Below are 25,832 nucleotides of genomic sequence, written 5' to 3'. Positions count from 1 at the left end.
CGTGGTTAGGGACTGACGATTACGCATACCGCGTTCCAGCGTCTAGAATTCGCGCTTCGTGCCGCCATCGGTATGTTGATCGTCGTGGCCGAGGCCATAACGTTCGATCAGACGATGAGCCCGCTCAACGCCCGCGCGCAAGGCTTCCGCGCGCGTCGCCCAGCTCGGGCCGGTCGGTTCGACATCCGGCAGGTCGGCAGGCGCCCCGTCGCGCAGGGCTGCGATCTGCGGCACCCAGTCGCCCGTATCGTTCTGCTGAATGGTCACCGTAACGTCGTAGCCTTTGAAGGAAAAACTCTCGCTCGTCATGTGTCCTCCGTGCTGATTGACTTGAATGGCAACTCAGCAGATCACGTGCCGTCGCAACGTGGTTTGCTTCTTGCTAAATATCTCACGCTAAGGAAAGACAGACCAAGAATATGAAAGCAACGATCGTCTCGCACGAAGTGCCGCCGCAAGCTTCGTCGGCCGAGATTCACCGGTTTCGTTTCAAGCTCGACGACGGAACAGCGCCGCCGCTGACTGAATCCATCTCGCTCAGAACGGCGCGCGTGATCGTCGACAACCTTCCGGACGGCAATGCGTTCATCAAGATGCTGCAAGCTATCGTGAAGACGCAACCGGACCGTTACGATGCGCTCGTCGGCACCGAGTATCCCGATCATTTCAACAATAACGGAACCGACAAGCGCCGCACGACCGACCGCACAGACGAAGGTCCGCGCGCTTGAATATCACTGCGTCGGTTTGACGGCGCGCTGACGCGCGAGAAATTTGTCCAGTTGAGCGGCGAAATGTTTGCCATCGCGCGGGCTATAAGGCGAGGGTCCGCCTGTCGCGACGCCCGTGCTGCGCAACTGGTCCATCACCGAGCGCATGGTCAGGCGTTCTTCGATATTGTCCGGACTGAACCATTCGCCGCGCGGGTCGAGGGCATGTGCGCCTTTGGCGAGCACCGCTGCTGCGAGCGGTATATCGGCGGTAATCACGAGATCGCCGGCTGCGGCCATCTCGACGATGCGCGCGTCCGCGACATCGAAACCTGAAGGCACCTGAACGGCTTTGATAAACGGCGAGGGCGGGGTGCGAAGGAACTGGTTGGCCACCAGCGTCACATTGATCGCTGCGCGCGGCCCCGCGCGAAACAGCATGTCTTTCACGACAGCGGGACAAGCGTCGGCATCGACGAGAATCTGCATGATGCGGTCGGGCAAATGGGCGAGCGCACATTATGCTGCATGCGCCCGCGCCGCTGCTTACGCTTCTGAATCCGGCTTGCTGCGCGGATGATCGCTGCTCGCAGCGGGATCGACATCGGGGTCGATATGATCGTTCTCCGGCGTATAAGGCCCCTGTTCGGGATGGTCCTTGCCTTTCGGAACGAGCGTCGGGTCCATGCTGCCATGTCCGCGCTGTTCGATCGTGCCGTCCGGCTTTTCTTTGACTTCGCCTTCGCCGATGGCCTCGCGGCGCTTGTCCGCGCGCTCGACCGGATCGGAGGGTTCAGGGTTCATCGCGTTGTCCTCGCAAGAGTGAGAAACGACGCTCGCGCGCCGTTTTCATAGCGTCTAAAGCGTCACTTGTCTGCGCTGCCGAGCTCGCCGTGCTTGTGCGAGTGCGTCGCGGCGTGGACGAGTTCATAATGCGCGCCCTTGCCGCTTCTCGTCGGCGGGAAGTGCTCGCCTTCCACGCACGTCACCTCGAATGCGGAGCCGCCGTCGCCTACTTTCACGACGCGATAGATTCCCGAGGTCTGTACTTTCTCACCGGGTTTGTGTTGCTCGGCCATGCGTGCCTCCTTCTGGTTGCGATGCCGTGCTAGCAAGCAATCAGCGTTCCGGGCGTCGAGTCACGGTGAGCGACGACAGCAGCTTGAGGAGGCTTTCCACGTTGACCGGCTTCACGAAGTGATAGTCGAAGCCCGCCGATTGCGCGCGCAAGCGGTCGTCGGTCTGTCCATAGCCCGTGATGGCGATCAGAAGCGGCGCGCTCTCGCCTTTGCGCCGCAGGCGTCGCGCGAGTTCGTAGCCGTCGATATCGGGCAAGCCGATGTCGAGCAACGCCACGTCCGCCTGAAACGGCGTGGCGGACAGCGCCTCTCCCGATGAATACGCCACGCGCGCAACGTGTCCTTCGGATTCGCATAGCATCGCGAGAGAATCGGCGGCATCGCGGTTATCGTCCACGACAAGAATGCGCAGCGCGGCATGCGTTTCCAGCGCACTGCTTTCGGAGAGCGCGAGCGCTGAGTGACGCTCGTGATGATGCAGACGCGGCAAGCGCACGTTGACGGTGGTGCCGAGCCCCGGTCCGGGGCTTTGAACCGTGATGGTCCCGTTATGCATCTCGACGAGCTTCTTGACGAGCGACAGCCCGATTCCGAGGCCGCCATTGGAGCGGTCCAGTGTGCGTTCGCCTTGCGAGAAGAGCTCGAATACCTTCGGCAACAGGTCGCCCGAAATTCCGGTGCCTGTATCGGCGATTACGATGGAAACCCAGTCCTGATCGGCGTCCACGCTCACCGAGATATCGCCGCCTTCCGGCGTGTACTTGCTCGCGTTGTTGAGCACATTGACGAGTATCTGCGAAAGCCGCGTGACGTCGCCGCACACCCATGTGGTTGCATCGGGGACATCGACCTGTATGTGCTGCCCGCGCGATTCGACCATGTTCGCGATCGCTTCCACCGCATGATAAACGGCGGTCCCGACCAGCACCGGCTCGCGCTGCAACGCGATGCGGCCCTGCGTGATGCGCGACACTTCGAGCAGATCATCGACGATGCGCGTCATGTGCTCGACTTGCCTGTTCATGAGTTCGACGAGGTCGTTGGTCTGCGGGGACAGGTCCTCGTCCTTTTGCAACAGCGCGATGGCGGTGCGCAGCGGCGCGAGCGGATTGCGCAGCTCATGCGCGAGCATGGCGAGAAATTCGTCCTTGCGGCGGCCCGATTCACGCAGGACCAGCTCCATCTGCTTGCGGTCGGTGATGTCGATCAGGCTGCCGATGATCCGCAGCGGCTTGCCGTCCTTGCTGCGCTGAAGCAGTGCGCTGCCCTGCATCCACTGTTCGCCGTGCATGTTCTGCACGCGAAACTCGAATTGCTCGTGAGGATCGTCGCCGGAAGCGAGGCGTCGGACATAGCGGTCGAGAGCGGGGGCATCATCGGGATGAATGCGTGCGAGCGCCGCTTCGTAGGTGAGCGTCTCGGCCTGATCCGGCCGATGCTCGACGCTCGTTTCGAACAGCATGGTCCAGTTCGCCAGTTCCAGCGAGACGATGTGAATCTTCGCCGCTTGCATCGCAACCGTGAGGCGCAGGCTGCGCGCTTCGATTGCCGCTTGCGCTTCGTATTGCGCCGTGACATCCGTTGTCGTGCCGAACCATTCCTGCAACTTGCCGTGCTCGTCGTACAGCGGGGCGGCGTGCGCCTGCACCATGCGATAAGAACCATCGCGGCGATACATGCGGAAGGTGAGCGTGCGCGGGCCGCCCTGGTGCAACGCTTCCAGCCATGCGTGATGCGTGCGCTCGCGGTCGTCCGGATGAATGAAATCGAGCCAGCCCCAACGCGACAGCCGGTCGCGCCGCTCGCCGGTGAACATCTCCCATTCGCCGCCCGAAGGCCGGATTTCGCCGTTCGCATCGGCGGACCATACCAGCGCCCCGGTCGATTCCACCAGCGCGCGATAACGGCGCTCGCTGAGGCTCAGACGCTCCATGTCGGCGCGTTGCTGACTGATATCGAAGCTCACGCCGTGCACGCGCGTCAGCACGCCTTGCGCGTCGAACTCCGGATTGCCGCGCATGCGCAGCCAGCGTCGCGAGGCAGGGTCGCCATTGCGATGGCAGTCCAGCATGAAGTCGAATTCGAACGGGCCGCCATAACGCAACGCATCGGCGAGCTTGCGTTGAAACGGCTCGCGATAATCGGGCGCAACGCGGTCCCATATCTCCGAGAGCATCACCGAATCGGTGCCGGGCGGAAACGCATAGAGGTCGGCGAGTTGCGCCGTCATGCGCACGACGCGCTCCTTCATGTCCCATTCCCACGCGCCCATGCGCGCGCCCGCGAAGGCCGCCTGCAGACGTCGCTCGCTTGCCTCGTACAGTTCCCAGGCGTGACGGCACTCGTGAATGTCGATCGCGACGCCTACTGTATCGCCGATTTTGCCGTCTTCGTCGCGGCGTGCCTGCAAGTGCAGCGTGTGCCAGCGAAACGCGCCGTCCGCGCGCAGAAGACGAACGTCGACGTTGCGAAGCAGCACGCCGTCGCGCATTTGCCTGAGCGCGTCGAGAACCGTGCGTTCGTCATCCGGATGAATGAAGGCTTTCCAGTGCCGTCCGGCCAAATCATCGGACGATAAGCCGAGATAGCGGGACGCCCACGGATTGGCATACTGGATGGTCCCGTCGCGCGCCGCGCGCCACACGAACGACGGCAGGAAGTGAGCAGGATCGTGCATGAGCGTCCTTGCTTCGGTTGAACGGCGACGTGTCTTATCGCCGGACGCAGCGCAGTGTCGGTGGTGGCGTTGCCTTCAACATTGTACGAATGCCAATGTGCTGGGGCAGGCGCAGAGCGCTGCGCTGCATCTGCGCGCTGCGAATTACTTAGCCATCCTCGCCGACGTCGTTCGGTTCGGGCAACGGCTTCCCCGCGCCTGTCGGCGGCGCGGGCTCGTTCGTCAGGTTCTGCTTCTGCTCGTCGCTCAGACGGCGGTCCGCCGCGGTGGCGTCGTTGGGCGTTTGTTTCGGCGGAGTCGAACGTTCGGTCTCTTGTGTCATGGTGCGTTTTCCTCGGCTTCAAATGGTGAGTGCATCCCCGACGGGTTGCATCGAACGTGCCCGCTATCGTTTTGACGATTCATGCGGGTATGACCGATGCTTCGTCGGACATTTGCCTTCCATCCCGACATCCATTCCAATGAAACAGATTTCCCGAAGCGTTGCCGCGCTCTGCGCCGCTGCGGTGCCGTTGATATCGAACGCGGCGACCATCACATCTTCGCCGTATGGCGCGACGCAGCAAGGTCAGCAGGTCGTGCAATACACGCTGTCGAATGCGCGCGGCGTGTCGATGAGTTGCATCACCTATGGCGGCATCGTGACGCGAATCGACGTTCCGGACCGACGCGGGCGGCGCGCGGACATCGTGCTCGGCTTCGCATCGCTTGCCGACTATGAGCGATACAACGGCAACATCCACTTCGGCAGTCTGATTGGCCGCTATGCGAACCGCATCGCGCAAGGGCGCTTCACGCTCGACGGACACACGTATCAGTTGCCGATCAACGATCCGCCGAACACGCTGCACGGCGGTCCGCATAGCTTCGATGAGAAGGTCTGGACGGTCGTGCGCACGTTCCAGAACGCAAGCGGCGCGGGCGTGCAACTGCGCTACGTGAGCCCGGATAACGAGAACGGTTTTCCCGGCACGCTGACGGTCGACGTGACCTACACGCTCACCGACGACAACGAAGTGCGTATCGACTATCGCGCCAAAACGGATAAGCCGACGGTCGTGAATCTCACGAACCATAGCTATTTCAATCTGGCGGGCGAGGGCAGCGGCAGCGTCGAGAATCAACTCATCATGATCGCGGCGGCGAGCTATACGCCGACGCGCGCGGATTCGATTCCAACGGGCGAAGTGGCACCGGTGGAAGGCACGCCGCTCGATCTGCGCGCGTTGACGCCGATCGGCGCGCGTTTGCGTTCGGCTTTCCCGCAATTGCACTACGCACGCGGCTACGACAACAACTTCAAGCTGAACAAGAGCAGCCCGCATGACGGCGAGCCGTCGTTCGCTGCGCGCGCGTATGACCCGGTGAGCGGGCGCGTGCTCGATCTCTATACGACGCAGCCGGGCTTGCAGTTCTACACCGCCAATGGGCTGGACGGCAGCGCGGTCGGGGTATCGGGCAATGCGTATCGTCAGACGGACGCGTTCGCGCTCGAGGCCGAGCACTTTCCCGATTCGCCCAATCATCCGTCGTTCCCGTCGACCGAACTCAGGCCCGGCGACGAGTATCACGAAGTGACCGTGTGGAAATTCGGCGTGCGCTAGACGCGCTTCTACTTCGACCGCGCCGCCGGTTGCCACGACAGTGCCGTGCATGCGATGCTTCGCCCTGCTGCAGCTTCTGATTAAAACAAGCGGCACGAGCGAGACCAGTCCGTTCATCACCCTTCGAAGGAGTGAGCATGATCGTACTGTCGCGATATCGCACGACGCTTGACGCGTCGCAGCACCATTCGTTGAACGCGCGCCGCCTGTTCGGCGCATGGGCCTTGCTCGGCGCGGCGAGCGTCGCTTATGCCGATGCCCAGAGCAGCTATGTCGTGCCGCCACCGCCTAGCGAACTCTATGGCGAACTCTTTATCGCAGTGCAAACGCAGAAGATTTATCCGGACCAGAAGACGTTCGTCGATGCGACGCCCAAGATCGACCCGGCGCAGATCAATCAGCTCTACGCGCAGCAGCGTATGGTTCCCGGCTTCAGTCTTTCCGCATTCGTCGCGCAGTACTTCACGCCGCCGACCGATCAGGTCATCACGCCGCCGCCTAACCAGACCTTGCGCGAGCATATCGACTGGCTCTGGCCGCAACTCACGCGCAACTCAGCGACCGTGCCGCCATACAGCACGCTGATTCCGATGCCGAAGCCCTACGTCGTGCCGGGCGGACGCTTTCGCGAAGGCTACTACTGGGACACCTATTTCACGATGCTGGGCCTTCAGGAAGCGGGCCGCGAAGATCTCGTCGATAACATGCTCGACAACTTCGCGTATCTGATCGATACCATCGGCCATATCCCCAACGGCAATCGCACGTACTATGTCAGCCGTTCGCAGCCGCCGTTCTTCTCGTATATGGTGGAGCTTGCCGCGCACAAGGAAGGCGGACGCGTGTACCAGAAGTATCTGCCGCAACTGCGCCGGGAATATCACTACTGGATGAAGGGCGCGCATTCGCTGCAACCCGGCGAGGCCGTGCGCAATGTCGTGATGCTGCCCGATCGCACGGTGCTCAACCGCTATTGGGACGAACGCGATACGCCGCGCGACGAGTCGTATCTGGAAGACGTTCAGACTGCCCGGCTCGTGACGAACCGTCCCGCGAACGAGGTGTATCGCGATCTGCGCGCGGCAGCGGAAAGCGGCTGGGATTTCAGTTCGCGATGGTTCGGCGATAACCAGACGCTTGCCACCATCCGCACGACGTCCATCATTCCGGTGGATCTGAACAGCCTGATGTTTCATCTGGAGACGACCATCGCGCGCGGTTGCGGCGAGGCGCGCGACTTCGGTTGTGTCGCGGAGTTCGTCGGCAAGGCGGCGAAGCGTGCCATCGGCATCAACCGGTATCTGTGGAATAACAACGGCTACTACGGCGACTACGACTGGCAGCTCTGTCAGCCGCGCAACAACCCCTCGGCGGCGATGCTTTATCCGTTGTTCGCAGGGGCGGCCTGGCCCGAGCGCGCGCACGCCACGGCGCGCACGGTGGAAACGTTATTGCTGAAGCCGGGCGGCCTGACGACGACGACCTTCAATACCGCACAGCAATGGGATGCCCCGAACGGCTGGGCGCCGCTGCAGTGGATAGCGGTCGAGAGCTTGCGGCGCTATGGCCGCGGCGATCTCGCGCAGCAGATCGGCACGCGCTTTCTTTCCGACGTGAACCATGTCTATGCGACGCAGCAGAAGCTCGTCGAGAAGTATGTCGTGGAAGGGGCGGGGACAGGCGGTGGCGGGGGCGGAGAGTATCCGCTACAGGACGGCTTCGGATGGACCAATGGCGTGACCTTGCGTCTGCTCGATCTCTACGCGCCGGGTCAATGAAGGCTTGAGCGAGCGATGGCGGCGCGGGCACGCCGCCATCGGCTCACCGTGTTTTACGCGATGCCTTCGACCACGCGGAAGTCGCGTTCGCATGCATCGCCCAGCACTCTCAACGCTTCCTGATACTTCTCGCCGTTGAACGTGGCGAGCGCTTGATCGAGCGAGTCGAATTCGACGAGCACCGTGCGTTCCGCAATGCCCGCGCCGTGCACCGTCGATGCCACGCCGCGAACCAGCACGCGGCCGCCGCCTTCCTGAATCGCGACCGTTGCGAGCTTCGAATACTCAGCAACCTGATCGGGCTTCGCAATCTTGCGGTATGCGCTGACCCAATAGCCTTTTGCCATCTGCAATCTCCTGATTTTCGTTGGGCGCCATGCGCCATGAGGCGAATGCAACGCGTCTGCAACCGGTCTGCAACGCATGCATTCTTGCGTAGGCGAGCATAGCAAAGATTCGCTCATGCCTTGTGCTCTCGTCGCGTTCCTTTCATCTGCGCACATCCGCAGAGACTTACTCCGCTGCGTACTTGCGGTCGAGTTCATCGAAGAGAGGCTTCTTCACGAGCCGTTGACGCTCGGAGAACGGCGCGACCACAGCCGGATCTTCGTCCAGCTTGCCTTGTTGCTTCAGCGCGGTCAGCGCGGTCTGCATGCCGCGCACGGCGCTTTGCAACGCGGCGTTCGCGTAGAGCACGAGACTGAAGCCGAGGTTCTGCAAGTCGTCGCGGCCCGTGACAGGCGTCTTGCCGCCGATCACGATATTGATGAGTTGCGGCGCGGCGACGAGCCGGGTCAAGGATGCGATCTGCTCCTGCGTTTCGATCGCTTCGATAAAGAGAATATCGGCGCCTGCCTCGACGAACTGGTTCGCGCGTTCGATCGCGGCATCGAAGCCATGCACCGCGCAGGCGTCCGTGCGCGCGATGATCTGCAGATTCTCGTCCTCGCGCGCATCCACGGCGGCGCGAATCTTGCCGAGCATCTCGCTCGTCGAGATCACGCTCTTGCCCGCGAAATGGCCGCATTTCTTCGGCATGACCTGATCTTCCAGTTGAATGGCATCCGCGCCGGCGCGCTCCAGCGTGCGTACCGTATGGCGCACGTTGAGCGCGTTGCCGAAGCCCGTGTCCGCATCGACGACGAGCGGCAAGTCCACTGCATCGCGAATGCGATTCGTATGCTCGGCGATTTCCGCAAGTCCCATGAATCCGAGGTCCGGCATGCCGAGGGACATGTTGGTGACGCCCGCGCCCGTGATGTAGATCGCCTCGAAGCCGAGGTCCGCGATGAGGCTCGCGCTCATCGCGTTGAATGCGCCGGGCAGGAGCAGACCACGGCGGGCATTCACGAGTTCGCGAAAGGCGGCGCGGCGGCGGGAAGTAGAGGTTGTCATGGCTGAAGAATCCCGGAAGTAGACGTAAGGCGTCGAGGCGAGCGTGGAAAGTCACCTCATAAGCCGCCATGTTAAAGCGTGCAGCGCCTCGGCGCTTGCGGGAAATGGCATCATGTGGGCTCTCGCAGAAAGGAGCCGCGCATGAGTGAAACGCTGCCGGATATGCCCTTGCCCGATGGCGTGCGCGCGCGCATGGTCGATAACGGCAATGGCCTGTCGATGTATATGCTGGAAGCGGGGTATGAGACGCCGGAGGCGCCGTGCATCGTGTTGCTGCACGGCTTTCCCGAACTAGCCTATAGCTGGCGCAAGGTCATGAAGCCGATTGCGGATGCCGGCTATCACGTCATCGCGCCGGACCAGCGAGGCTATGGCAGAACCGGCGGGGCGGACACCCGCTTCGACGCCGATCTCGCCGATTACGCGATGCCGAACCTCGTCCTTGACACACTGGGCCTCGTTTTCGCGCTCGGGCATCGGTCGGTTGCCGCTGTCGTGGGGCACGATTTCGGCTCGCCCGTGGCGGCCTGGTGCGCGCTGACGAGGCCCGACGTCTTCCGCTCTGTCGTCATGATGAGCGCGCCGTTTGCAGGACCGCCTCGCTTCGCGTTCGACGAACCGGCCTCGCCCACGATGACCGATGCTATGAACGAACTGGCCTCGCTCGATCCGCCGCGCAAGCACTATCAACGCTACTTCACCGAGCCGCAGGCCAACGACGATATGCGGCACGCGCCGCAGGGCCTTGCCGATTTTCTGCGCGCGTATTGGCATGTCAAGAGCGCGGACTGGTCCGGCAACCGGCCGCATCCGCTTGTCGCGCCCGTTGTCGAAGAACTCGCTTTGCTGCCCGCTTATTACGTGATGGACGCGGACAAGACCATGCCGCAGACCGTCGCGCAAGCCATGCCGTCCGCGGAAGAAGTCGCATCGTGCGCGTGGCTCGACGACGCCGAACTGCACGTTTATGCGAGCGAATTCGCGCGAACGGGATTTCAGGGCGGATTGAACTGGTATCGCGCGAGCAACGACGCAGGCGAGAGCGCGCGCTTGCGCCTGTGGACAGGGCGCACGATCGACGTGCCCGCGTGTTTCATCGCGGGAAGCAGCGACTGGGGCTGCTATCAGCGACCGGGCGATTACGAAGCCATGCGCCAGTACGCCTGCACGAATTTTCGCGCGGCGCATTTCATCGAAGGCGCGGGGCACTGGGTGCAGCAGGAGCAGGCGCGAACCGTGGTGAGCCGCATTCTCCGGTTCCTGCGGCAGGACGCCCTGCCGCCTTTCTGACATGCGCGTCGCCGTGCGGCTTTACGCGCTCGATACCTGCAACGTGCGCTCTTCTTTCGCGCGCAGCCCGTAGGCCGTGAGCAGGCGATACAGCGTGACGCGCGAGATGCCGAGTTCATCGGCGGCTTCGCCGAGCCGTCCGCGATGCCGCAAGAGCGCCACCTCGATGGCCTGCCGCTCGGCCGCTTCGCGCGCCTGCGCAAGCGTGGTCGGCGCGGCTTCCACATAGTCGCCGAGTTCGAGATCGCTCGCGAGAATCTGCCGCCCTTCGCTCATGACGATGGCGCGCCTCACGCGATTGATGAGCTCGCGCACGTTGCCGGGCCAGGCGTAGTTGTGAAGCGCGGCAATGGCGCAGGGCGAGAATCCGCGCAGGCGGCGGCTCGCATCGCGCCGGAAGCGTTCGAGCATGTGGTTGGCGAGCAACTCGATGTCCTTGCCGCGCACGCGCAACGGCGGCTCGTCGATCTGCAAGACGCATAGACGGTGATACAGGTCCGCGCGGAAGCGTCCTTCGAGCATCGCGGTTTGCATGTCGACGTGCGTGGCCGAAATGATGCGCACGTCCACCGCCGTCGACGTCTGCCCGCCAAGGCGCTCGATCTTCCGTTCCTGAAGGAAGCGCAGCAGGCTCGCCTGACTTTCCAGCGGCAGATCGCCGATCTCATCGAGAAAGAGCGTGCCGCCGTCCGCCGCTTCGACGCGGCCGATCTTGCGCTGGTTCGCGCCGGTGAACGCGCCGCGTTCGTAGCCGAAGAGCTCGGACTGCAAGAGATGCGGCGGAATCGCGCCGCAGTTGATTGCAACGAACGGCTGGTCGCGCCGCGCCGAACGCGCGTGAATGGCAAGCGCCGTCAGTTCCTTGCCGGTGCCCGATTCGCCCGAGATGAAGACCGGCGCATCCGTCATGGCGACCTTGCGGATGGAGCGATACAAGCCCTGCATCGCTTCGCAGGTGCCGACCATGCCGACTTCCTGGCCATCCGTCTTGTAGGCGTCGTTCGAGGCGGCGTCGTGCAGCGAGACCATGCCGTATGCATGGCCCACCGCATCGACGATGCGGTCCGATGCCGACGGCATCGTCACATAGTCGAAGCAGTAATCGCGGATCAGGCGGGAAATATCGGGATTTTCCGTATGATCCGCATCGACGGTCGCGACCCAGCCGATGCGCTGGCTCGACAGTAGTCCGACGAGCGCGGCCGTATCCTCGGCATAGCCACGGCTCGTCAGATCGATGATGCCTGCCGCGGCGCGCTTGTCGTGCTTGGCGGCTTTAGGCGGTTTGGCAGGCGTTACGTATTCGATGGCCCAGCCACGCGCATGAAGTCGTTCGGTCAGATCGTCCGACGCTGCGCGTCCTGCGAAGTAAAGTGTTCTCGATTCCCCGTACATAGCTTTCTCTCAGCATTTATTTGTATGTAGGCACAGTATGCCTTCGACACTACCGAGGGAAAAAGCCGCGCAAACGATAACCTGATGTTGATTATTTGAATGGCTTCGCGTGAAACGATTAAGAAAGCTTGAGCATATTTTGCAAGGTGAACGTCAGTCTCTTCTGCGAACCATCGTGCGATTGCGATGTGAGGCGCGCCGCACAAAGGCGGGCGGCGCTTCGCGAACCGGGCGCTTTTACTGATTGACTTCCGACATGTATGCGCAATCACGCGGCTAGACTTTCATCGCCCGCTCGATCTGGCCGGTCACCCACGACCGGTCGAACGCGCCCTCGCAGATGGAACGCAACGCCTGCGCTTCCTTGAGTCCTTGCGCACGAGCGCCTTCGAGCACGTCTTGCGCGTCGGCTTGGGCAATGGCGAGCACGCCGTCTTCATCGCCGACGACGATATCGCCCGGATGCACCACCATGCCGCCGACGGTGACAGCCACATTGATCTCGCCGGGGCCGTTCTTGTACGGCCCGCGATGCGTGACGCCGCGCGCGTACACCGGAAAGTCGCGGGCGCGCAGCGAAGCGACATCGCGTATCGCGCCGTCGATCACGAGACCCCTCACGCCGATACTTTCCGCGTAGCTCGCCATGATGTCGCCCATGAGCGCCTGATGCAGGTCGCCTCCGCCATCGATCACGAGCACGTCGCCCGGGCGGCAGAAATCGAAAGCGGCATGAATCGCGAGGTTGTCGCCGGGACGCGTGCGCACGGTCACCGCCGTGCCCGCCATGACGCGCGGCCGATGGTAAGGCACGAGGCCCACTGTTCCCGACGCGCGCGCCATGTTGTCCGACAGGAGCGATACGGCAAGCGACGCCAGTGCGTCGAGCAACTCCGCGCTCGCTTGCGGCGCGGACGGATTGTGCCGCCATCCGGGACGATTCATCATGCGACTCCTTGAATGGATGTGTGCTGTTCGAGCCGGGCGGCAAGGCGCGGATACACGACGCGCGCATTGCCTTCGAAGATGCGTTGCCTGTCGTCGTCGCTGAGCCAGCGAATGCCGTCGATATAGCGGCGCGTATCGTCGAAGTGATGGCCCGTCTCGGGATCGATGCCTTGCACGGCGCCGATGGTTTCGGAAGCGAAGAGAATGTTCTTCGCGGGTATGACGCGCGCGAGCAGTTCGGCGCCGGGCTGGTGATAGACGCAGGTATCGAAGAACACGTTGTTGAGCAGGTAGTCGGACAGAAGCGGGCGCTTCATGTCCTGCGCGAGCCCGCGATAGCGTCCCCAGTGATACGGCACGGCGCCGCCGCCGTGCGGAATGACGAGCTTGAGCGTGGGGAAATCGGCGAACAAGTCTGCGGTGAGTAGCTGCATGAAGACGGACGTGTCGCCGTTGATGTAATGCGCGCCCGTTGCATGGAAGTTCGGGTTGCACGACGAAGACACGTGAATCATCGCGGGCACGTCCAGTTCCACGAGCGCCTCGTAGAGCGGATACCAATAACGGTCCGTCATCGGCGGACCGGACCAGTGACCGCCCGACGGGTCCGGATTGAGATTGCAGCCGATAAAGCCCAACTCTTCGACACAGCGCCGCAATTCGGGAATGCAGTTCCTCGGATCGACCCCCGGTGCTTGCGGCAACTGACACACGCCGACGAAATGCTGCGGAAACAACGACACGACCCGATGAATCAGGTCATTGCATTCGCTCGACCATGCCGCGTTGGCCTGTGCATCGCCCAGGTGATGGCCCATGCCGGCGGCGCGCGGAGAGAAGATCGTCAAGTCGATGCCGCGCTCCTGTTGCACCCTGAGTTGCGCATTGCCGATGGTCTCGCGGATCTGATCGTCGCTGATACGCGGGCGTGGCGGCACCGGCGTGCCGTCTGCGAGCGCCTGTATCTGGCGCGTTCGCCACGCCTCGTGTTCCGGCGGCGAAGTGGTGTAGTGGCCGTGACAGTCGATAATCATGGATGGCTCGTGTAAGTGTCGTGGATTCGAAGCGAATGCTCAGGCGCTGCGGCGCGCGTCGTCGGTGCGTTCTTCGAGCGCTGCGTCGTCGGACGGACGCACGCGCATGACGAGCGCGATGATCGTCGCGACGACCAGGAAGGCGGCGATGGTCACGAGCGCGAGCTTGAAGTTGCCGGTCGCGTTGCGCACGAGCCCGATGCTCCACGGTCCCACGAGCCCGCCGAACTGGGCGATGGTGTTGATGAGCGCAATCGTCGCGGCGCCGGCCGCGCCGGTGCGAAACGAGGCAGCGAGGCTCCAGAAGAGCGGATTGCCCGCATAGATGAAAAGACCGGTCACGCACAGCAGCACATAGGCGATGACGGGCGAGGGCGCGTAGGCGCTCGCGGCGATCGCCACCGCGCTCATGCCATAGACGAAGGCGAGGTGCTTCTTGCGATCACCCGTGCGGTCCGAACTGCGGCTGATGATGAACGTGCCGAGCACGCCTAAGAGCGGCGGCGCCGCCGACAGAAAGCCCACTTCGATGTTCGTGAGATGGCCGAGTCCCTTGACGATCTGCGGCAGCCACAGAAAGAGCCCGTAGATGCCGACGAGCGCGCACCCGAAGAGGCAGGCAAGACTCCACACGCGGATATCTCCGGCTACGCGCCACATCGACACATGCGCGTCGCCGCCGAGCTGCTTGCGTTCCGCCTGAAGCGTGCTTTCGAGCCATTGCTTCTCTTCGGCCGTGAGCCAGTCCGCATCGGCAGGGCGCTCCTGCATCGCCTTCAGCGTGACGAGACCGAGCAGAATGGCGGGCACGCCTTCGCAGATAAACATCCATTGCCAGCCCGCGAGGCCCAACAGGCCGTTGGCATAGGTCATGAGCGCCGTCGAGATGGGACCGCCCAAGACCGCCGAGAAAGAGCCCGCGATGATATAGCCGCCCACCGCGCGCGCCCGGTAGCGCTCGGGAAACCACTTCGTCAGATAAACGGCCACGCCCGGCAGGAAGCCCGCTTCCATCACGCCGAGCAGAAAGCGCACGGTATAGAAGCTCGTGTCGTTGAAGACGAAGGCCGTCGCTGCCGCGACCGCGCCCCACGTGATGAGAATGCGCGCGATCCATCTTCGCGCGCCGACGCGATGCAAGAGCAGATTGCTCGGCACTTCGAGCAGCATGTAGCCCACGAAGAACACGCTGCCCGCGAAGCCGAATACGGCGGGGCTGAAGTTGAGCGCGTGATTCATGTCGAGCGCCGCGAAGCCTATGTTGATGCGATCGAGATAGTTGAAGAACATCATCGCGAAGAGCAAGGGCATGAGGCGGCGGTACACCTTGTGCATCGTCGCGGATGCGGTCGCGGACTCGATCTCGGAAGCAGGCGCGCGTGTCATCGTCGTCTCCATGCGCCGGCTTCTTGGCCGACGTCGTTCGATGGCTGTTTGATAACTGTTTGATGGTTGTTCGATGGTCCGAAGTGAGTGCTTACGCGCTTCGGCCACGAACGGTCATCATAGGGACGCGACAGGTCCGCCGTCCAAGACGGAATCCGCATGCTTCCATAGGCTTTTGCTTATAGCGGCCGCAAGCGTTGCCGCGTTCGGTCAGCGTGGCGTGTCGGCAAGCGGAAGGCACGCAAGAAACGCCTGCACATGCGGCGAGGCGTCAGTGCTTCGAAAGGTCGCCGTGAGCGACGTGACCTGCGCCGCGCCCGGTCCCGCGAGATGCCGATAGACGACGTCGGAGCGGCCGTGCAGCGCCACCGATTCGCCTACATACGTGACGCCCAGTCCTGCGGCGACGAGCGCAATGGCGGTCTGTATCTCGTATGCCTCATGCGCGACGTTGGGCGTGGCGCCCGCATCGCGATACAGCGAAGCGATGAAGCGCGGAAACTGCGCGGCGGGATGCTTCGGGTAAACGATGAGCGGCGTCTGCGCGAGTTCGTCGATGCGAACCGTGTCGCGTTTCGCGAGCGGATGATCGGATGCGAGCACGGCCATTACGCGTTCCTGCAACAGCGTGCGCGTCGCGCAGCCGGGCCGGTCCGGCGCCTGTCTCCCGATGCCGATATGGATGCGCGCATCGCGGAAGGCATCGGCTTGTTCTTCGGTCAACATTTCGAAGAGCTTCAGCTCGACTTTCGGATACGCTGCGTGAAATGCCTTGAGCGCCGGCGGCAGCACGCTATACATGGCCGAACGGGTAAAGCCGATGGCAAGCCAGCCGAGCGTGCCGGCGTCGATCGCGCGCACGCCGAGCGTCGCCTGCTCGCAGCGTTCGAGAATCTGCCGCGCTTCCGTATAGAAATAGCTGCCCGCTTCCGTGAGACGCAGAGGCCGGCTGCCGCGATCCACCAATTGGCTGCCGAGACGTTCTTCGAGCGAGCGGATCTGTTGTGATAGCGCGGGCTGCGCAATGTGCAGGCGTTCTGCCGCCCGGCTGAAGTTGAGTTCTTCAGCGAGCACGATAAAGCACTGCAATCCCCGGAGGTTCATTCATGCGCTCCTGGCCGCCGGCACGTTCGCGTTCGGAGCCGACCGGGGGCGTCCGCCCGATCGGCGGAACATGATAACGAAGCGCACCGGCTCCGCGCAAAGCGGAGCCGTCTGTTCTACTTGCCGCTGCCCGCAGCTGCGCCTGCGCGAGCGGCGGCGCCGGTGTTCGCGGCCGCATTCGACGGATTCTGGCTGTTGACGCCGTTCGTCGTGTTGCCGTAAGTGCTTCCGGTGGAGGTCGAATTGGAATTCGAATACGCGGGCGCCGATTTCGCCGGCTTCGGCTGAAGCGTCTGATTGATGACGCCGATCTGCCCGAGCTTGTGGGCAGCGGAATTGTCTGCCTGCGAAGCGGTGGCCAAAACGAGGCCGCCAGCGCCGATCGCGAACGCGACGACGGAGGTAAGGGTTGTCTTCATGATGTCTCCCTGCGGGAACGCGTGGTCCCGAACAACTATTGTGCGCGGCGGACGGGTCGGCGGGCAGACGGGTTTTCGCCTACGACTCGCGTGCAGTGTTTCGATGCCGCTTCACGATGCGGCGAAATCACGCAGCATGGAAGCAGGCTGCGATGGACGAAACAGCCTCGCCAATCGGTAAGATGTACTACGTAGTGTTAAGCAATACGCTCGTTTGAACCGCATTGGAGAATCGCAGCATGTTTCCCGAATACCGTGACCTGATATCCCGGCTCAAGACCGAAGACGCGCACTTTTCGAAGCTCTTCGAGCGGCACAATGCGCTCGATCATGAGATCCGCAATATGGAGACCGGCGTCACGCCGGCTGATCCTTTTGCCGTCGAAGCGTTGAAGAAGGAAAAGCTGCTGCTGAAAGACAAGCTGTACGTCGTATTGCGTAAGGCCGCCGAAGCGGCTTGACGAGACGGCTTGCGCACGCGCCGCCGCATCCGCTGCGGCATTAGGGAGAAAAGGACTTTGAAAAACGCAAGACCAAGCGGGACCTCCGCAGAACAGATGCCTCGACGTGAACCGTCGGAACAGGACGGCGACGTGAGCGTTGCCGAAGCGTCCGAGGCCATTCTCAAGCAGGAAACGCAGGACGCAGTGGATGCGGCCAATGAACTCATCGCGAGCGGCATGGCGGACGTGCTCGCGTATGCCGCCTCGAACAGCGAAAGCGCGGAGACGCGCATCGACACGCTGAAAACGATCATAGGCGGTCTGTCTCCGGACGAAGCGGCCACGTTGCGCGCGTATCTCTTCGAGGCCACGTCGCTCGTGGGAGCGCCGGCATCGCGCAGGCAGCGTCAGGACGAAGAACTGTCGGCCGGCTGGCGTCACGGGGAATATCCGTACAAGCATCTGATGTCGCGTCAGGCGTACGAGAAGCAGAAGTACCGGCTTCAGGTCGAATTGCTGAAGCTGCAGGCGTGGGTGAAAGAGACGGGCCAACGCGTCGTGATCCTCTTCGAAGGACGCGATGCCGCCGGCAAGGGCGGCGCCATCAAACGCTTCATGGAACATCTGAATCCGCGCGGCGCGCGCGTCGTGGCGCTGGAGAAGCCTTCGGAACGTGAACGAGGGCAATGGTATTTCCAGCGCTATGTCGAACACCTTCCCACTGCCGGCGAGATCGTGCTGTTCGACCGTTCGTGGTACAACCGCGCAGGCGTCGAGCGCGTGATGGGCTTCTGCACGAATCAGGAGTACGACGCCTTCATGCAGCAGGTGCCGGCATTCGAGCGGCACCTCACGCAAAGCGGCGTGCATATCATCAAGTTCTGGTTCTCCGTGAGCCGCGCGGAACAACGCCGCCGTTTCAAGGAGCGCGAAGTGCATCCGCTCAAGCAATGGAAGCTCAGTCCCGTGGACCTCGCTTCGCTCGACAAGTGGGACGACTACACCGCCGCGAAGGAAGCCATGTTCGCGCACACCGATACCGCCGATACGCCGTGGACCGTCGTGCGCTCCGATTGCAAGAAGCGCGCGCGCCTCAACGCCATGCGCTATGTGCTGCATCGCCTGCCGTATGCGAATCGCGATATCAGGACCATCGGTCCGGTCGATCCGCTGATCGTCGGGCGGGCGTTTTAGGCCGCAGCCTCGATCAGTTGATGCGCGAGCAGACTCGCATGAGGCGTCAGCGCATCGAAAGCGCGTGCGCAGAGCAGCAGGCGGCGCGCGGCCCACGGCTCCGAGAGCGGCACGATCGCGAGACCGGGCCGCCGCAGCGCCTGCGCCGACACGTCCGACAGAATCGCGATGCCGATGCCCGCTTCGACCAGCATGCCGACGTTGTCGAGGCTGCGCATATGGATGCGGTAGTCCAGCTGCTTGCCGAGCCGCGACGCGCGTTCGGCCAGATGCATTTCCAGCGCGGCATCCGCGAGTCCGACGTACGCTTCGCTCACGATATCCGCGAATGCCGCAGCAGATTGCTGCGCCACGCGATGCGTACAGTGCGCGACCACGACGAGCTGATCCTGCGCGATCACATGCGTCTGCAGGCTGGCGAGGTCGGTGATATCGGCCACGATGCCCAGGTCCGCGCGGCCTTCGGCGAGTGCCTGCACGATGTCGACGCTCGGCCGTTCATCGAGATCGATGGAGAGATCGGGATGCGCCGCGAGAAAGCGCGCGAGTTGCATGGGCAGGAAGGCGGCGAGGGCAGCCGTATTCGACAGCAGCTTGATGCGGCCTTTGAGACCGGTTGCGTAATGACGCAGCTCGCCCCGCATCTGTTCGACCTGAGCCAGAATCATGCGTGCATGCCGCACGAACGCTTCGCCCGCGGCGGTTGCCTGCACGCCCCGGCGATTGCGTTCGAGAAGCGGCGCGCCGAGCGCCGCTTCCATGCCCGCGATGCGTTCACTCGCCGATGCCAGCGCGAGATGCATGGCCTGCGCGCCCGCCGTGATGCTGCCGCGCTCGATCACGGTCAGAAAAAGCCGCATGTCGGTAAGGTCGAAGCGCATGCCGTGCCTTCGGTCGCGCCGAAGCCTCGCATTGGAATTGCCAGATTGTAAGCGCGCAGGCCGCCCGCTACGATCTGCCGCATGGAACCTCTTATCGTTGTGACAGGCGCGGGTTTCCTCGCGGGCGCGATGAATGCGCTGGCGGGCGGCGGATCGTTCGTGAGCCTGCCCGCGCTCATTGCAGCGGGCTTGCCCCCGGTTCAGGCGAACGCTTCGTCGACCGTGGCGCTCTTTCCCGGCGGCGTGGTCAGCGCGTGGGCCTACCGTGACGGCTTGAGTCCGGTCGGCCCGGTGTCGCTTCGCGCGATGCTTTTCATCACCGTCATCGGCGGGATGATCGGCGCGGCCTTGCTGCTCCGCACGTCGTCATCCACGTTCTCGTTCCTGTTGCCGTGGCTCATGCTCTGCGCGAGTCTCGCGCTCGCATTCGGCCGCACGCTTGGCGAAGCGTTGCGGCGACGGTGGCGCATCGGCGCGCCGTCGGTTCTCGCGATTCAGTTGGCACTCGGCATCTATGGCGGCTACTTTGGCGGCGCGGTCGGCATCATGATGATGGCCGTCTGGGGCTTGCTCGACGCGCGCGATCTCAAGAGCCTGAACGCGCCGCGCACGTTGCTCGTCAGCGCGGCGAACTCGGTGGCGGTGGTGACGTTCGCGCTGGCGCACGCGGTGCGTTGGCCGGAGACCGTTGCGATGCTCGTCGCGGCCATCGCGGGCGGATACAGCGGCGCGCAGTTGGGGCGTCGCGCGCCGCCTCACGCCATTCGGGCCGTGACGCTGCTTCTGAGCGCAGGCATCACCATCGCATTCTTCGTGCGAACGTATGGACCGATGCTTTCGCATCGATGAGACATCATGATTGCCGCGCTATTGGAGACGATTGGGGCGCTGTCCGTGCTCGCGAGCGTGGCCGCGAAGATCGCGTGGGCCCGCGACCATGCCGATCAAACGCCGCAGACAGATCAGCCGGGCGCGCCGCTCATTGAAGCGGACTTGCATAAGGCGGCAAGCCAAGCGCCTTCGCCGCCGATTCATACGCGCGGACGAAACGGGGGTCGTCGGCCGCTTGGCGCGCCATCCACGCGCCGAGCTCTTCGCTGCAAGCGGCCTGCGCGATGGAGTCGAAACACGCCGACTTCTCGGACATCATGCTCGCCGCCCAATAAAAGCCGAAGAGCGTTCGCTTCTCGGCAGGAGCCATACGGATCGCGTCGGGATCGGCGCCGGAAAACCAGCGCGCGAGTTTCATCTTGAGCGTGGCATCCGTCTCGTGAGCGTCATAGGAGAACAGATAACCGCCGCCTGATTGAGCCGTATGGAAGTCGTCCATCACGACAGCGCTCACAAAACGCGCTGCGCGTGCATTCAAAGCAAACGATTGCGCGTGTGCGCTAGCGAACACACACGAAAGCATGACGAACAACGCGTATGCGGTGTACCGTGGCCAGACACGGCGCTTTTCTTGGCTGCTTCGCGGATTCACGCCAATGGAAGTCCAGGAGTGTCGCTGCTTTCGAATGCAGCTTTGAATGTGATGCGTGAATTCTACTGACTTATCGGCTTTGTCGCGACGCCGATAAAGCGGCGTCCTCGCTTGCAAAAGAAGCCACAGTGCAAAAAACAAACGGCCCCGAAGGGCCGTTGTGCGCCGAGGCAGCTGCTGATTACTGACTTACAGCGGCTGGATCGTCGAAGCCTGCTTGCCCTTGGGGCCTTGCTTGACTTCGAAGCTCACCTTCTGGTTTTCCTGAAGCGACTTGAAACCCTTGGACTGGATTTCGGAGAAATGTGCAAACAGGTCCTCACCGCCGTCATCCGGCGTAATGAAACCAAAACCCTTTGCATCGTTGAACCACTTGACGGTACCTGTTGCCATTTTTCCAACCCTAAGAGACGAATTTCGTTGAAGATGCGCCCGTGATGTCGAGCGAATACATTTTTACCATGACTCGGGATTTTGGTCCAATACGCGTTTCTGCTAAGCATGTGGACTTACGCACGTCACAATACAAAATTACTTGGCCTATCTCAGGTGTCGGTTCAATTTGCCGCTTTTAGTTCGAGAGGCATTAGATATGCCGATTACGCCGTACAGCGGCAGCGTCGCGAGCACGTTCACGGCATTGCGCTCAGAATGACTGACATACCGCCATCTTTCACGGAGAACCTAATGTCAGCATCAGGCAGCGAATCACCGGTGTGGTTCATCACAGGTTGCTCGACCGGCTTCGGGCGCGAACTCGCCGCGGCCGTCATCGATCGCGGGTGGCGGGCGGTGGTCGCGGCGCGCGATCCGCGAAGCGTCACGGATATCATCGAACGCGGGCAGGGCCGCGCGTTCCCCGTGCAACTGGACGTGACTCGCGCGGACCACATTGCCGCCGCCGTCGCTGCCGCGCACGAAGCGTTCGGCCATATCGACGTGCTCGTGAACAACGCAGGCTTCGGTTATCTCGCGGCAGTGGAAGAAGGCGAGGACGACGAAGTGCGCGCCATGTTCGAAGCCAATTTCTTCGGCGCGGCCGCGATGATCCGCGCGGTCCTGCCGCGCATGCGCGAGCGCCGGGCGGGGCATATCGTCAACATCACGTCGGTGGGCGGCCTCGTCGGCAATCCGGGCAGCGGCTATTACGCGGCGACGAAGTTCGCGCTGGAGGGCCTCGGCGAGGCGCTCGCACGCGAAACGGAAGGGCTCGGCATCAAGGTGACGGCAGTCGAGCCGGGACCGTTCCGCACGGACTGGGCGGGGCGCTCCCTGCGTCAGACCGGCAAGCCGATCGACGACTACGCCGATGTTGCGGGCCGCCGCCGCGCGGGCATCGCGCAGACGAGCGGCAAGCAGCCGGGCGACCCGGTGCGCGCCGTGCAGGTCATCATCGAGGCGGTGCAATCTCCTGAGCCACCCGCGCATCTCGTGCTCGGCAACGCCGGCATGGAACTGGTGCGCGGCAAGCTCGCGCGGCTCGCGCGTGACCTCGACGCGTGGCAAGCGCGCAGCGCCTGGAGCGACAATCCCGTGGAATGACGTTGCGACATGGACAAGACGGCCCAACTGGCATCGCGGCTCGTCGCGCATTATGCGCAGGCGCTGGGCATCGCGACGCCTGGCGTCCGGTTCGTGGAGACGACGTGCGGTCCGTGCTATGACGCCTTGTTCAATCGCATCGAGATCGATACGCGCACGCTCGATTTGCTCGAGCCTGCGCTTCGCCTCGTGCTCGCGCACGAAGTCGCGCATGCGACGCAGCGCGCAGCGTTGCTTGCGAACTTCGCGGCGATCGTGTTGTTCGTGAGCTTGCTCTTTGCGGTGTCGTGCGCTCTGTTTGCGTCGTTGCCGGAAGCCGAGCTCTGGCAAGTGTCCATTCCCGGTGCGTGCTTCGCGCTTGCTGTGATCGCGTCACGAAAGGCATGGCGCGCGCGTGCCGACGCGCGCCTTGCGAGATTGGAACTCGATGCCGATGCTAAGGCGGCGCTGCTGTGCGGCCCGCAAGCGACGCGCGACGCGTTGAAGCTGATGGTCGCGCGCGGCTATGTCGACGCTGCGCGGCTTCACGGCATGCAGTGTCACCTGAGCCTTTCGCCGGACGATGCGCTGAAGGACTAGCGCAACCTGCCACTATGATGTCCTAACGAGTTCAAAGCGGAAAAACTTGCGGGAGACATCCATCAGATGAAGATCGAGCGGAGCAAGCCGAGCCACATTGCCGTTCACGCGGCCTCGCCAGGCTGCGCCGGTTGCAAAACCGACGCGGATCCAGCGCTCGAGTTTGCGTTCGCGTTTCAACCGATCGTCGACGTGGCCGCAGCGGAGACATACGCGCACGAAGCGCTGGTGCGCGGCCCGAATGGCGAACCGGCGGGCACGGTGCTCTCGCAAGTCAGCGACAGCAACCGCTACGACTTCGATCAACGCTGCCGCACGACCGCCATCGCGCAGGCCGTGCAAATCGGGCTCGACAGCCTTCTCTCCATCAACTTCATGCCGAACGCGGTCTATCGGGCCGAAGCGTGTATTCGAAGCACCTTCGACGCCGCGGAGAAGCACGGCTTTCCGATCGAGCGCATTATCTTCGAGACGGTCGAAGGCGAGAACATCATCAGCCGGCCGCATCTGGTCGATATCTTCCGCGCCTACAAGCGATTCGGCTTCCAGACGGCTATCGACGATTTCGGCGCCGGCTACTCGGGCCTGACCTTGCTCGTCGACTTTCAGCCGGACTTGATCAAGCTCGACATGGAACTGGTGCGCGGCATTGACACCGATTCTGTGCAGCAGCGCATCGTGCGAGGTGTGCTCGCCATATGCCGCGACCTCGGCATTCGCGTGATCGCGGAAGGCATCGAAACGAAGGGCGAACGCGACTTCTTCATGGCCAACGACGTGCGCCTGATGCAGGGCTATTTCTTCGCGAAGCCTGCGTTCAATGCCATTCCTGCCTTGAGCGCAGCCGCTTTCGCGGCGTGATTCCAGCGCCGGATTACACCGCGAGAAAAATGGCTCGGTTCTTGCGTGCGTTCTGGCGTGACGCCTCGGCGTCAAGCGCGACGCGAACCCACGCCTTCCGGATGACCGAACATGTACGTCCTGTTTGTAGAAGATGACGCCCGTCTTTGCGATGCATTCAGAGACCTTGCCGTGTCTCTCGGACACGTCGCGCACGTGGCCTACGACGGTCATCAGGCGATGCTGCTGGCAGCAGAGAACCGCTACGACACCATCTTTATCGATATCGGCCTGCCGGACGTCGATGGGCGCGACCTGTGCCGGCGCTTGCGGGCTGCGGGCCCGAGCCAGCTTGCGTGCGTCGTGGCGGTCACCGGCGACGACCGGCATAGAAACGAACTGCACGAGCACTTCGACGGCTACTTCCTGAAGCCTTTCACCGCCGACGGTTTTCGCGCGGTACTCGACGCCTGCTGAATCGAGCGAGCGCGTTCACGTACAGACATCCAGATCGTCGGCGGCCTTGCGCTCGCGGCGCTCCTCGTTGGCGCGGCGCGCGCGCAGACGCTGCCGCGACAACTGGGCGATAACCTCGCCCGTCGATGCGCCGGCAGGAATCTCGTTACGTATGACTTTGGGAACCATGGGCAAGCCCATGCGCTGCCTGCGCAGCGCGCGGGCGATAGCGGTGCGGCATGTTTGTCCGTGACAGTCCCATTCGTCGCGGATTCTTTCGCAATAGGGGCACTTTTCCATGCGTGCAGTTTACTGCGAAACGCGCAACGCTCGCCCGCGCGGCCTCACGCGACTTTCAGGCGCCTGAACGTTCGGTCATCCGCAGCCGCTCTCTTCTGACGGGGCGCCGCTCCCGCTGACGCCGATCGAGGCTGCGCCTCAGCACTTTCTTCACGAGCGACTTGAGAAAGTGAATGGACCGGTCGGCGCGCACATTGAGATCGAAGGGCTTGAGTTCGACGACTGGACGTCCATTGCGCTCGGCAAGCCTTGCGCGCGTGCTGCGGTGGTCGGCCGCCATGTCGGACAGTATTTCCGAAGCCTCGCGAAACGATGCCCGATCGACGCGCGCGCAGACGTGGCACGCGCGCTGGAAGACCTTGTCGAATACGGCGAGCCAGTAATCGTCCATCTCGCCACCGTCGCAGCGCGCGAGCGCCTCGACGCCGTTCACCTGCAGATCGCGCATATCGTGCAGCGTGGCTTTCTGCGTGATGCTGCCGAACCGTCTGCGATAACCGATCAGCGGCTCTGCAATGCGATAGAAGCGTTTCGCGCGAAGATAGAGAGACGGCATGATCGCCATGTCTTCGTAATGGCGTCCAACGGGAAACCGTACCGTCTCGAACAGTTCGGTGCGATAGACGCGCGCCCAGACGAACGTGTGGAACGTATCGGCAAAATGCAGTCGCGCGCTGCGATCCACCGGATGATCGCCGCCCTCCGTTTCGCTCACCAGAACGAGTTCGTCCAGCTGACGCCCCTCGTCGTCGATGATGCTCACGTTGTACTCGACCATGTCGTATTTACCTTCCGCGAGGCGCGGAATGATGGCCTCGGTGAATCCCTTGAGGTAAATATCGTCGCCGTCCAGGAAGCCGACGTACGGTGTCGTCACCGCGGCAAGGCCGAGGTTGCGTGCGGCGCTCACGCCGGCGTTCTGCTGCCGGATGAGCTGGATATGCGCGCCGCCGTCGCGCTCGATCATGAGTTGGACTGCGGAGTTGGTCTCGTCATGAGACCCGTCGTCGACGACGATGATGCGCATCGCGTCGATGTGTGGCTGGCTCAGTAGCGACTCGAGCGCTTCTTCGATGTACCCCTCGACGTTATAGGCTGCAACCACGATGGTGAGCAGCGGACTTGTGTCTGACACCGGGACACGCTCGAGAGACATAGGGACGCTCCGTCATAAATCGGGTTGAAGGAAGCGCCGCCGCGACGGCGACGCCGTGGCGCGAAACGTCGCGCTCCCCGGACGAATCTTGTGGTCGATCGCATCGCACACATTAGCGTGTCATGCCGCACGAGAAGCG

30 protein-coding genes are annotated in these 25,832 nt (G+C 62.9%); 11 read left to right on the top strand and 19 right to left on the bottom strand.

Translation table 11 applies throughout. The features are described 5' to 3' along the window. Positions 1-42: 42 nt before the first annotated feature. Positions 43-309 carry a DUF6566 family protein gene (locus tag JYK05_RS25110; protein WP_175946018.1) on the bottom strand — a complete coding sequence of 89 codons (267 nt, stop codon included), beginning with the start codon at positions 307-309 and terminating at the stop codon, positions 43-45. 110 nt (positions 310-419) lie between these two features. Here JYK05_RS25110 and JYK05_RS25105 point away from each other — a divergent pair, with 110 nt between their 5' ends. After that, the gene (locus JYK05_RS25105) at positions 420-731 is read left to right on the top strand and encodes a hypothetical protein (protein WP_206470570.1); all 312 of its coding nucleotides are present in this window, start codon (positions 420-422) and stop codon (positions 729-731) included. Positions 732-734: 3 nt separating this feature from the next. Here JYK05_RS25105 and JYK05_RS25100 read toward each other — a convergent pair whose 3' ends face one another. The 5 genes from JYK05_RS25100 to JYK05_RS25080 form a co-directional block, all read right to left on the bottom strand. Continuing rightward, positions 735-1,199 (bottom strand): YaiI/YqxD family protein, encoded by a 465-nt coding sequence (locus tag JYK05_RS25100; protein ID WP_206470569.1) that lies wholly within the window; start codon positions 1,197-1,199, stop codon positions 735-737. Positions 1,200-1,256: 57 nt separating this feature from the next. Then, positions 1,257-1,514 carry a hypothetical protein gene (locus JYK05_RS25095; protein WP_206470568.1) on the bottom strand — a complete coding sequence of 86 codons (258 nt, stop codon included), beginning with the start codon at positions 1,512-1,514 and terminating at the stop codon, positions 1,257-1,259. 62 nt (positions 1,515-1,576) lie between these two features. Beyond that, positions 1,577-1,789 carry a hypothetical protein gene (locus JYK05_RS25090; protein WP_175946026.1) on the bottom strand — a complete coding sequence of 71 codons (213 nt, stop codon included), beginning with the start codon at positions 1,787-1,789 and terminating at the stop codon, positions 1,577-1,579. Between the two features lie 40 nt (positions 1,790-1,829). Further along, positions 1,830-4,466 carry a PAS domain-containing protein gene (locus JYK05_RS25085; protein ID WP_206470567.1) on the bottom strand — a complete coding sequence of 879 codons (2,637 nt, stop codon included), beginning with the start codon at positions 4,464-4,466 and terminating at the stop codon, positions 1,830-1,832. 148 nt (positions 4,467-4,614) lie between these two features. Then, the gene (locus JYK05_RS25080) at positions 4,615-4,788 is read right to left on the bottom strand and encodes a hypothetical protein (protein ID WP_175946037.1); all 174 of its coding nucleotides are present in this window, start codon (positions 4,786-4,788) and stop codon (positions 4,615-4,617) included. Between the two features lie 139 nt (positions 4,789-4,927). Here JYK05_RS25080 and JYK05_RS25075 point away from each other — a divergent pair, with 139 nt between their 5' ends. After that, a complete protein-coding gene (locus tag JYK05_RS25075; protein WP_206470566.1) occupies positions 4,928-6,070 on the top strand; it encodes an aldose epimerase family protein in 1,143 nt (380 codons plus the stop codon). Positions 6,071-6,207: 137 nt separating this feature from the next. Then, positions 6,208-7,848 carry an alpha,alpha-trehalase TreA gene (gene treA, locus JYK05_RS25070; RefSeq protein WP_206470565.1) on the top strand — a complete coding sequence of 547 codons (1,641 nt, stop codon included), beginning with the start codon at positions 6,208-6,210 and terminating at the stop codon, positions 7,846-7,848. Between the two features lie 53 nt (positions 7,849-7,901). Here treA and JYK05_RS25065 read toward each other — a convergent pair whose 3' ends face one another. Then, complete coding sequence (locus JYK05_RS25065; RefSeq protein WP_175946047.1) at positions 7,902-8,195, bottom strand: DUF1330 domain-containing protein; 294 nt, start codon at positions 8,193-8,195, stop codon at positions 7,902-7,904. A gap of 166 nt (positions 8,196-8,361) precedes the next feature. Continuing rightward, positions 8,362-9,243, bottom strand: coding sequence for an oxaloacetate decarboxylase (locus tag JYK05_RS25060; RefSeq protein ID WP_206470564.1), 882 nt, complete (start codon positions 9,241-9,243; stop codon positions 8,362-8,364). A 141-nt stretch (positions 9,244-9,384) separates the two neighbouring features. Here JYK05_RS25060 and JYK05_RS25055 point away from each other — a divergent pair, with 141 nt between their 5' ends. Further along, a complete protein-coding gene (locus tag JYK05_RS25055; RefSeq protein WP_206470563.1) occupies positions 9,385-10,533 on the top strand; it encodes an alpha/beta fold hydrolase in 1,149 nt (382 codons plus the stop codon). 21 nt (positions 10,534-10,554) lie between these two features. On the opposite strand, the gene JYK05_RS25050 is transcribed toward JYK05_RS25055, so the two are convergent. The 6 genes from JYK05_RS25050 to JYK05_RS25025 all read right to left on the bottom strand — a co-directional run bounded on the left by JYK05_RS25050 (position 10,555) and on the right by JYK05_RS25025 (position 16,819). Further along, positions 10,555-11,928 (bottom strand): sigma-54 dependent transcriptional regulator, encoded by a 1,374-nt coding sequence (locus JYK05_RS25050; RefSeq protein ID WP_206470562.1) that lies wholly within the window; start codon positions 11,926-11,928, stop codon positions 10,555-10,557. A gap of 276 nt (positions 11,929-12,204) precedes the next feature. Beyond that, positions 12,205-12,873: an RraA family protein gene (locus JYK05_RS25045; protein ID WP_206470916.1), complete on the bottom strand. Its 669-nt coding sequence runs from the start codon at positions 12,871-12,873 to the stop codon at positions 12,205-12,207. After that, entirely contained in the window at positions 12,873-13,910 is a 1,038-nt protein-coding gene (locus JYK05_RS25040; RefSeq protein WP_206470561.1) for an amidohydrolase family protein, read from the bottom strand. The genes JYK05_RS25045 and JYK05_RS25040 overlap by 1 nt, the downstream gene beginning before the upstream one ends. Before the next feature lie 39 nt (positions 13,911-13,949). Then, complete coding sequence (locus tag JYK05_RS25035) at positions 13,950-15,308, bottom strand: MFS transporter (protein WP_241270098.1); 1,359 nt, start codon at positions 15,306-15,308, stop codon at positions 13,950-13,952. Positions 15,309-15,506: 198 nt separating this feature from the next. After that, a complete protein-coding gene (locus JYK05_RS25030) occupies positions 15,507-16,400 on the bottom strand; it encodes a LysR family transcriptional regulator (RefSeq protein ID WP_206470560.1) in 894 nt (297 codons plus the stop codon). A gap of 116 nt (positions 16,401-16,516) precedes the next feature. Beyond that, positions 16,517-16,819, bottom strand: a complete 303-nt coding sequence (locus tag JYK05_RS25025) for a hypothetical protein (RefSeq protein WP_206470559.1) — start codon at positions 16,817-16,819, stop codon at positions 16,517-16,519. Positions 16,820-17,058: 239 nt separating this feature from the next. Between JYK05_RS25025 and JYK05_RS25020 the strand changes: the two genes are divergently transcribed. Continuing rightward, a complete protein-coding gene (locus tag JYK05_RS25020) occupies positions 17,059-17,280 on the top strand; it encodes a YdcH family protein (protein WP_206470558.1) in 222 nt (73 codons plus the stop codon). A gap of 96 nt (positions 17,281-17,376) precedes the next feature. Next, positions 17,377-18,456, top strand: a complete 1,080-nt coding sequence (gene ppk2 / locus JYK05_RS25015) for a polyphosphate kinase 2 (RefSeq protein WP_206470557.1) — start codon at positions 17,377-17,379, stop codon at positions 18,454-18,456. On the opposite strand, the gene JYK05_RS25010 is transcribed toward ppk2, so the two are convergent. Next, a complete protein-coding gene (locus JYK05_RS25010) occupies positions 18,453-19,337 on the bottom strand; it encodes a LysR substrate-binding domain-containing protein (protein ID WP_206470556.1) in 885 nt (294 codons plus the stop codon). The genes ppk2 and JYK05_RS25010 overlap by 4 nt on opposite strands. 81 nt (positions 19,338-19,418) lie before the next feature. Here JYK05_RS25010 and JYK05_RS25005 point away from each other — a divergent pair, with 81 nt between their 5' ends. Then, positions 19,419-20,186 carry a sulfite exporter TauE/SafE family protein gene (locus JYK05_RS25005; RefSeq protein WP_206470555.1) on the top strand — a complete coding sequence of 256 codons (768 nt, stop codon included), beginning with the start codon at positions 19,419-19,421 and terminating at the stop codon, positions 20,184-20,186. A 130-nt stretch (positions 20,187-20,316) separates the two neighbouring features. Here JYK05_RS25005 and JYK05_RS25000 read toward each other — a convergent pair whose 3' ends face one another. Continuing rightward, a complete protein-coding gene (locus JYK05_RS25000; protein ID WP_241270097.1) occupies positions 20,317-20,961 on the bottom strand; it encodes a hypothetical protein in 645 nt (214 codons plus the stop codon). A 48-nt stretch (positions 20,962-21,009) separates the two neighbouring features. Beyond that, complete coding sequence (locus JYK05_RS24995) at positions 21,010-21,213, bottom strand: cold-shock protein (RefSeq protein ID WP_008347993.1); 204 nt, start codon at positions 21,211-21,213, stop codon at positions 21,010-21,012. Positions 21,214-21,507: 294 nt separating this feature from the next. On the opposite strand from JYK05_RS24995, the gene JYK05_RS24990 reads away from it, so the two are divergent. From JYK05_RS24990 to JYK05_RS24975, 4 genes are all read left to right on the top strand, one after another. After that, positions 21,508-22,362, top strand: coding sequence for an oxidoreductase (locus JYK05_RS24990; protein ID WP_206470554.1), 855 nt, complete (start codon positions 21,508-21,510; stop codon positions 22,360-22,362). Positions 22,363-22,371: 9 nt separating this feature from the next. Further along, positions 22,372-22,941 (top strand): M48 family metalloprotease, encoded by a 570-nt coding sequence (locus JYK05_RS24985; protein ID WP_206470553.1) that lies wholly within the window; start codon positions 22,372-22,374, stop codon positions 22,939-22,941. A gap of 66 nt (positions 22,942-23,007) precedes the next feature. After that, a complete protein-coding gene (locus JYK05_RS24980; RefSeq protein ID WP_206470552.1) occupies positions 23,008-23,802 on the top strand; it encodes an EAL domain-containing protein in 795 nt (264 codons plus the stop codon). 111 nt (positions 23,803-23,913) lie between these two features. Further along, entirely contained in the window at positions 23,914-24,258 is a 345-nt protein-coding gene (locus tag JYK05_RS24975) for a response regulator (RefSeq protein ID WP_159832771.1), read from the top strand. 15 nt (positions 24,259-24,273) lie between these two features. Here the strand turns inward: JYK05_RS24975 and JYK05_RS24970 are convergent, their stop codons facing one another. Together JYK05_RS24970 and JYK05_RS24965 are read right to left on the bottom strand one after the other, a co-directional pair. After that, entirely contained in the window at positions 24,274-24,537 is a 264-nt protein-coding gene (locus JYK05_RS24970; protein WP_206470551.1) for a hypothetical protein, read from the bottom strand. 55 nt (positions 24,538-24,592) lie between these two features. Next, entirely contained in the window at positions 24,593-25,672 is a 1,080-nt protein-coding gene (locus JYK05_RS24965; RefSeq protein WP_241270096.1) for a glycosyltransferase, read from the bottom strand. Positions 25,673-25,832 lie beyond the last annotated feature (160 nt).

Origin of the sequence: Caballeronia sp. M1242 (assembly GCF_017220215.1) — a bacterium.
Taxonomy (GTDB): domain Bacteria; phylum Pseudomonadota; class Gammaproteobacteria; order Burkholderiales; family Burkholderiaceae; genus Caballeronia.
This window is presented reverse-complemented; position numbering and strand designations above follow the sequence as displayed.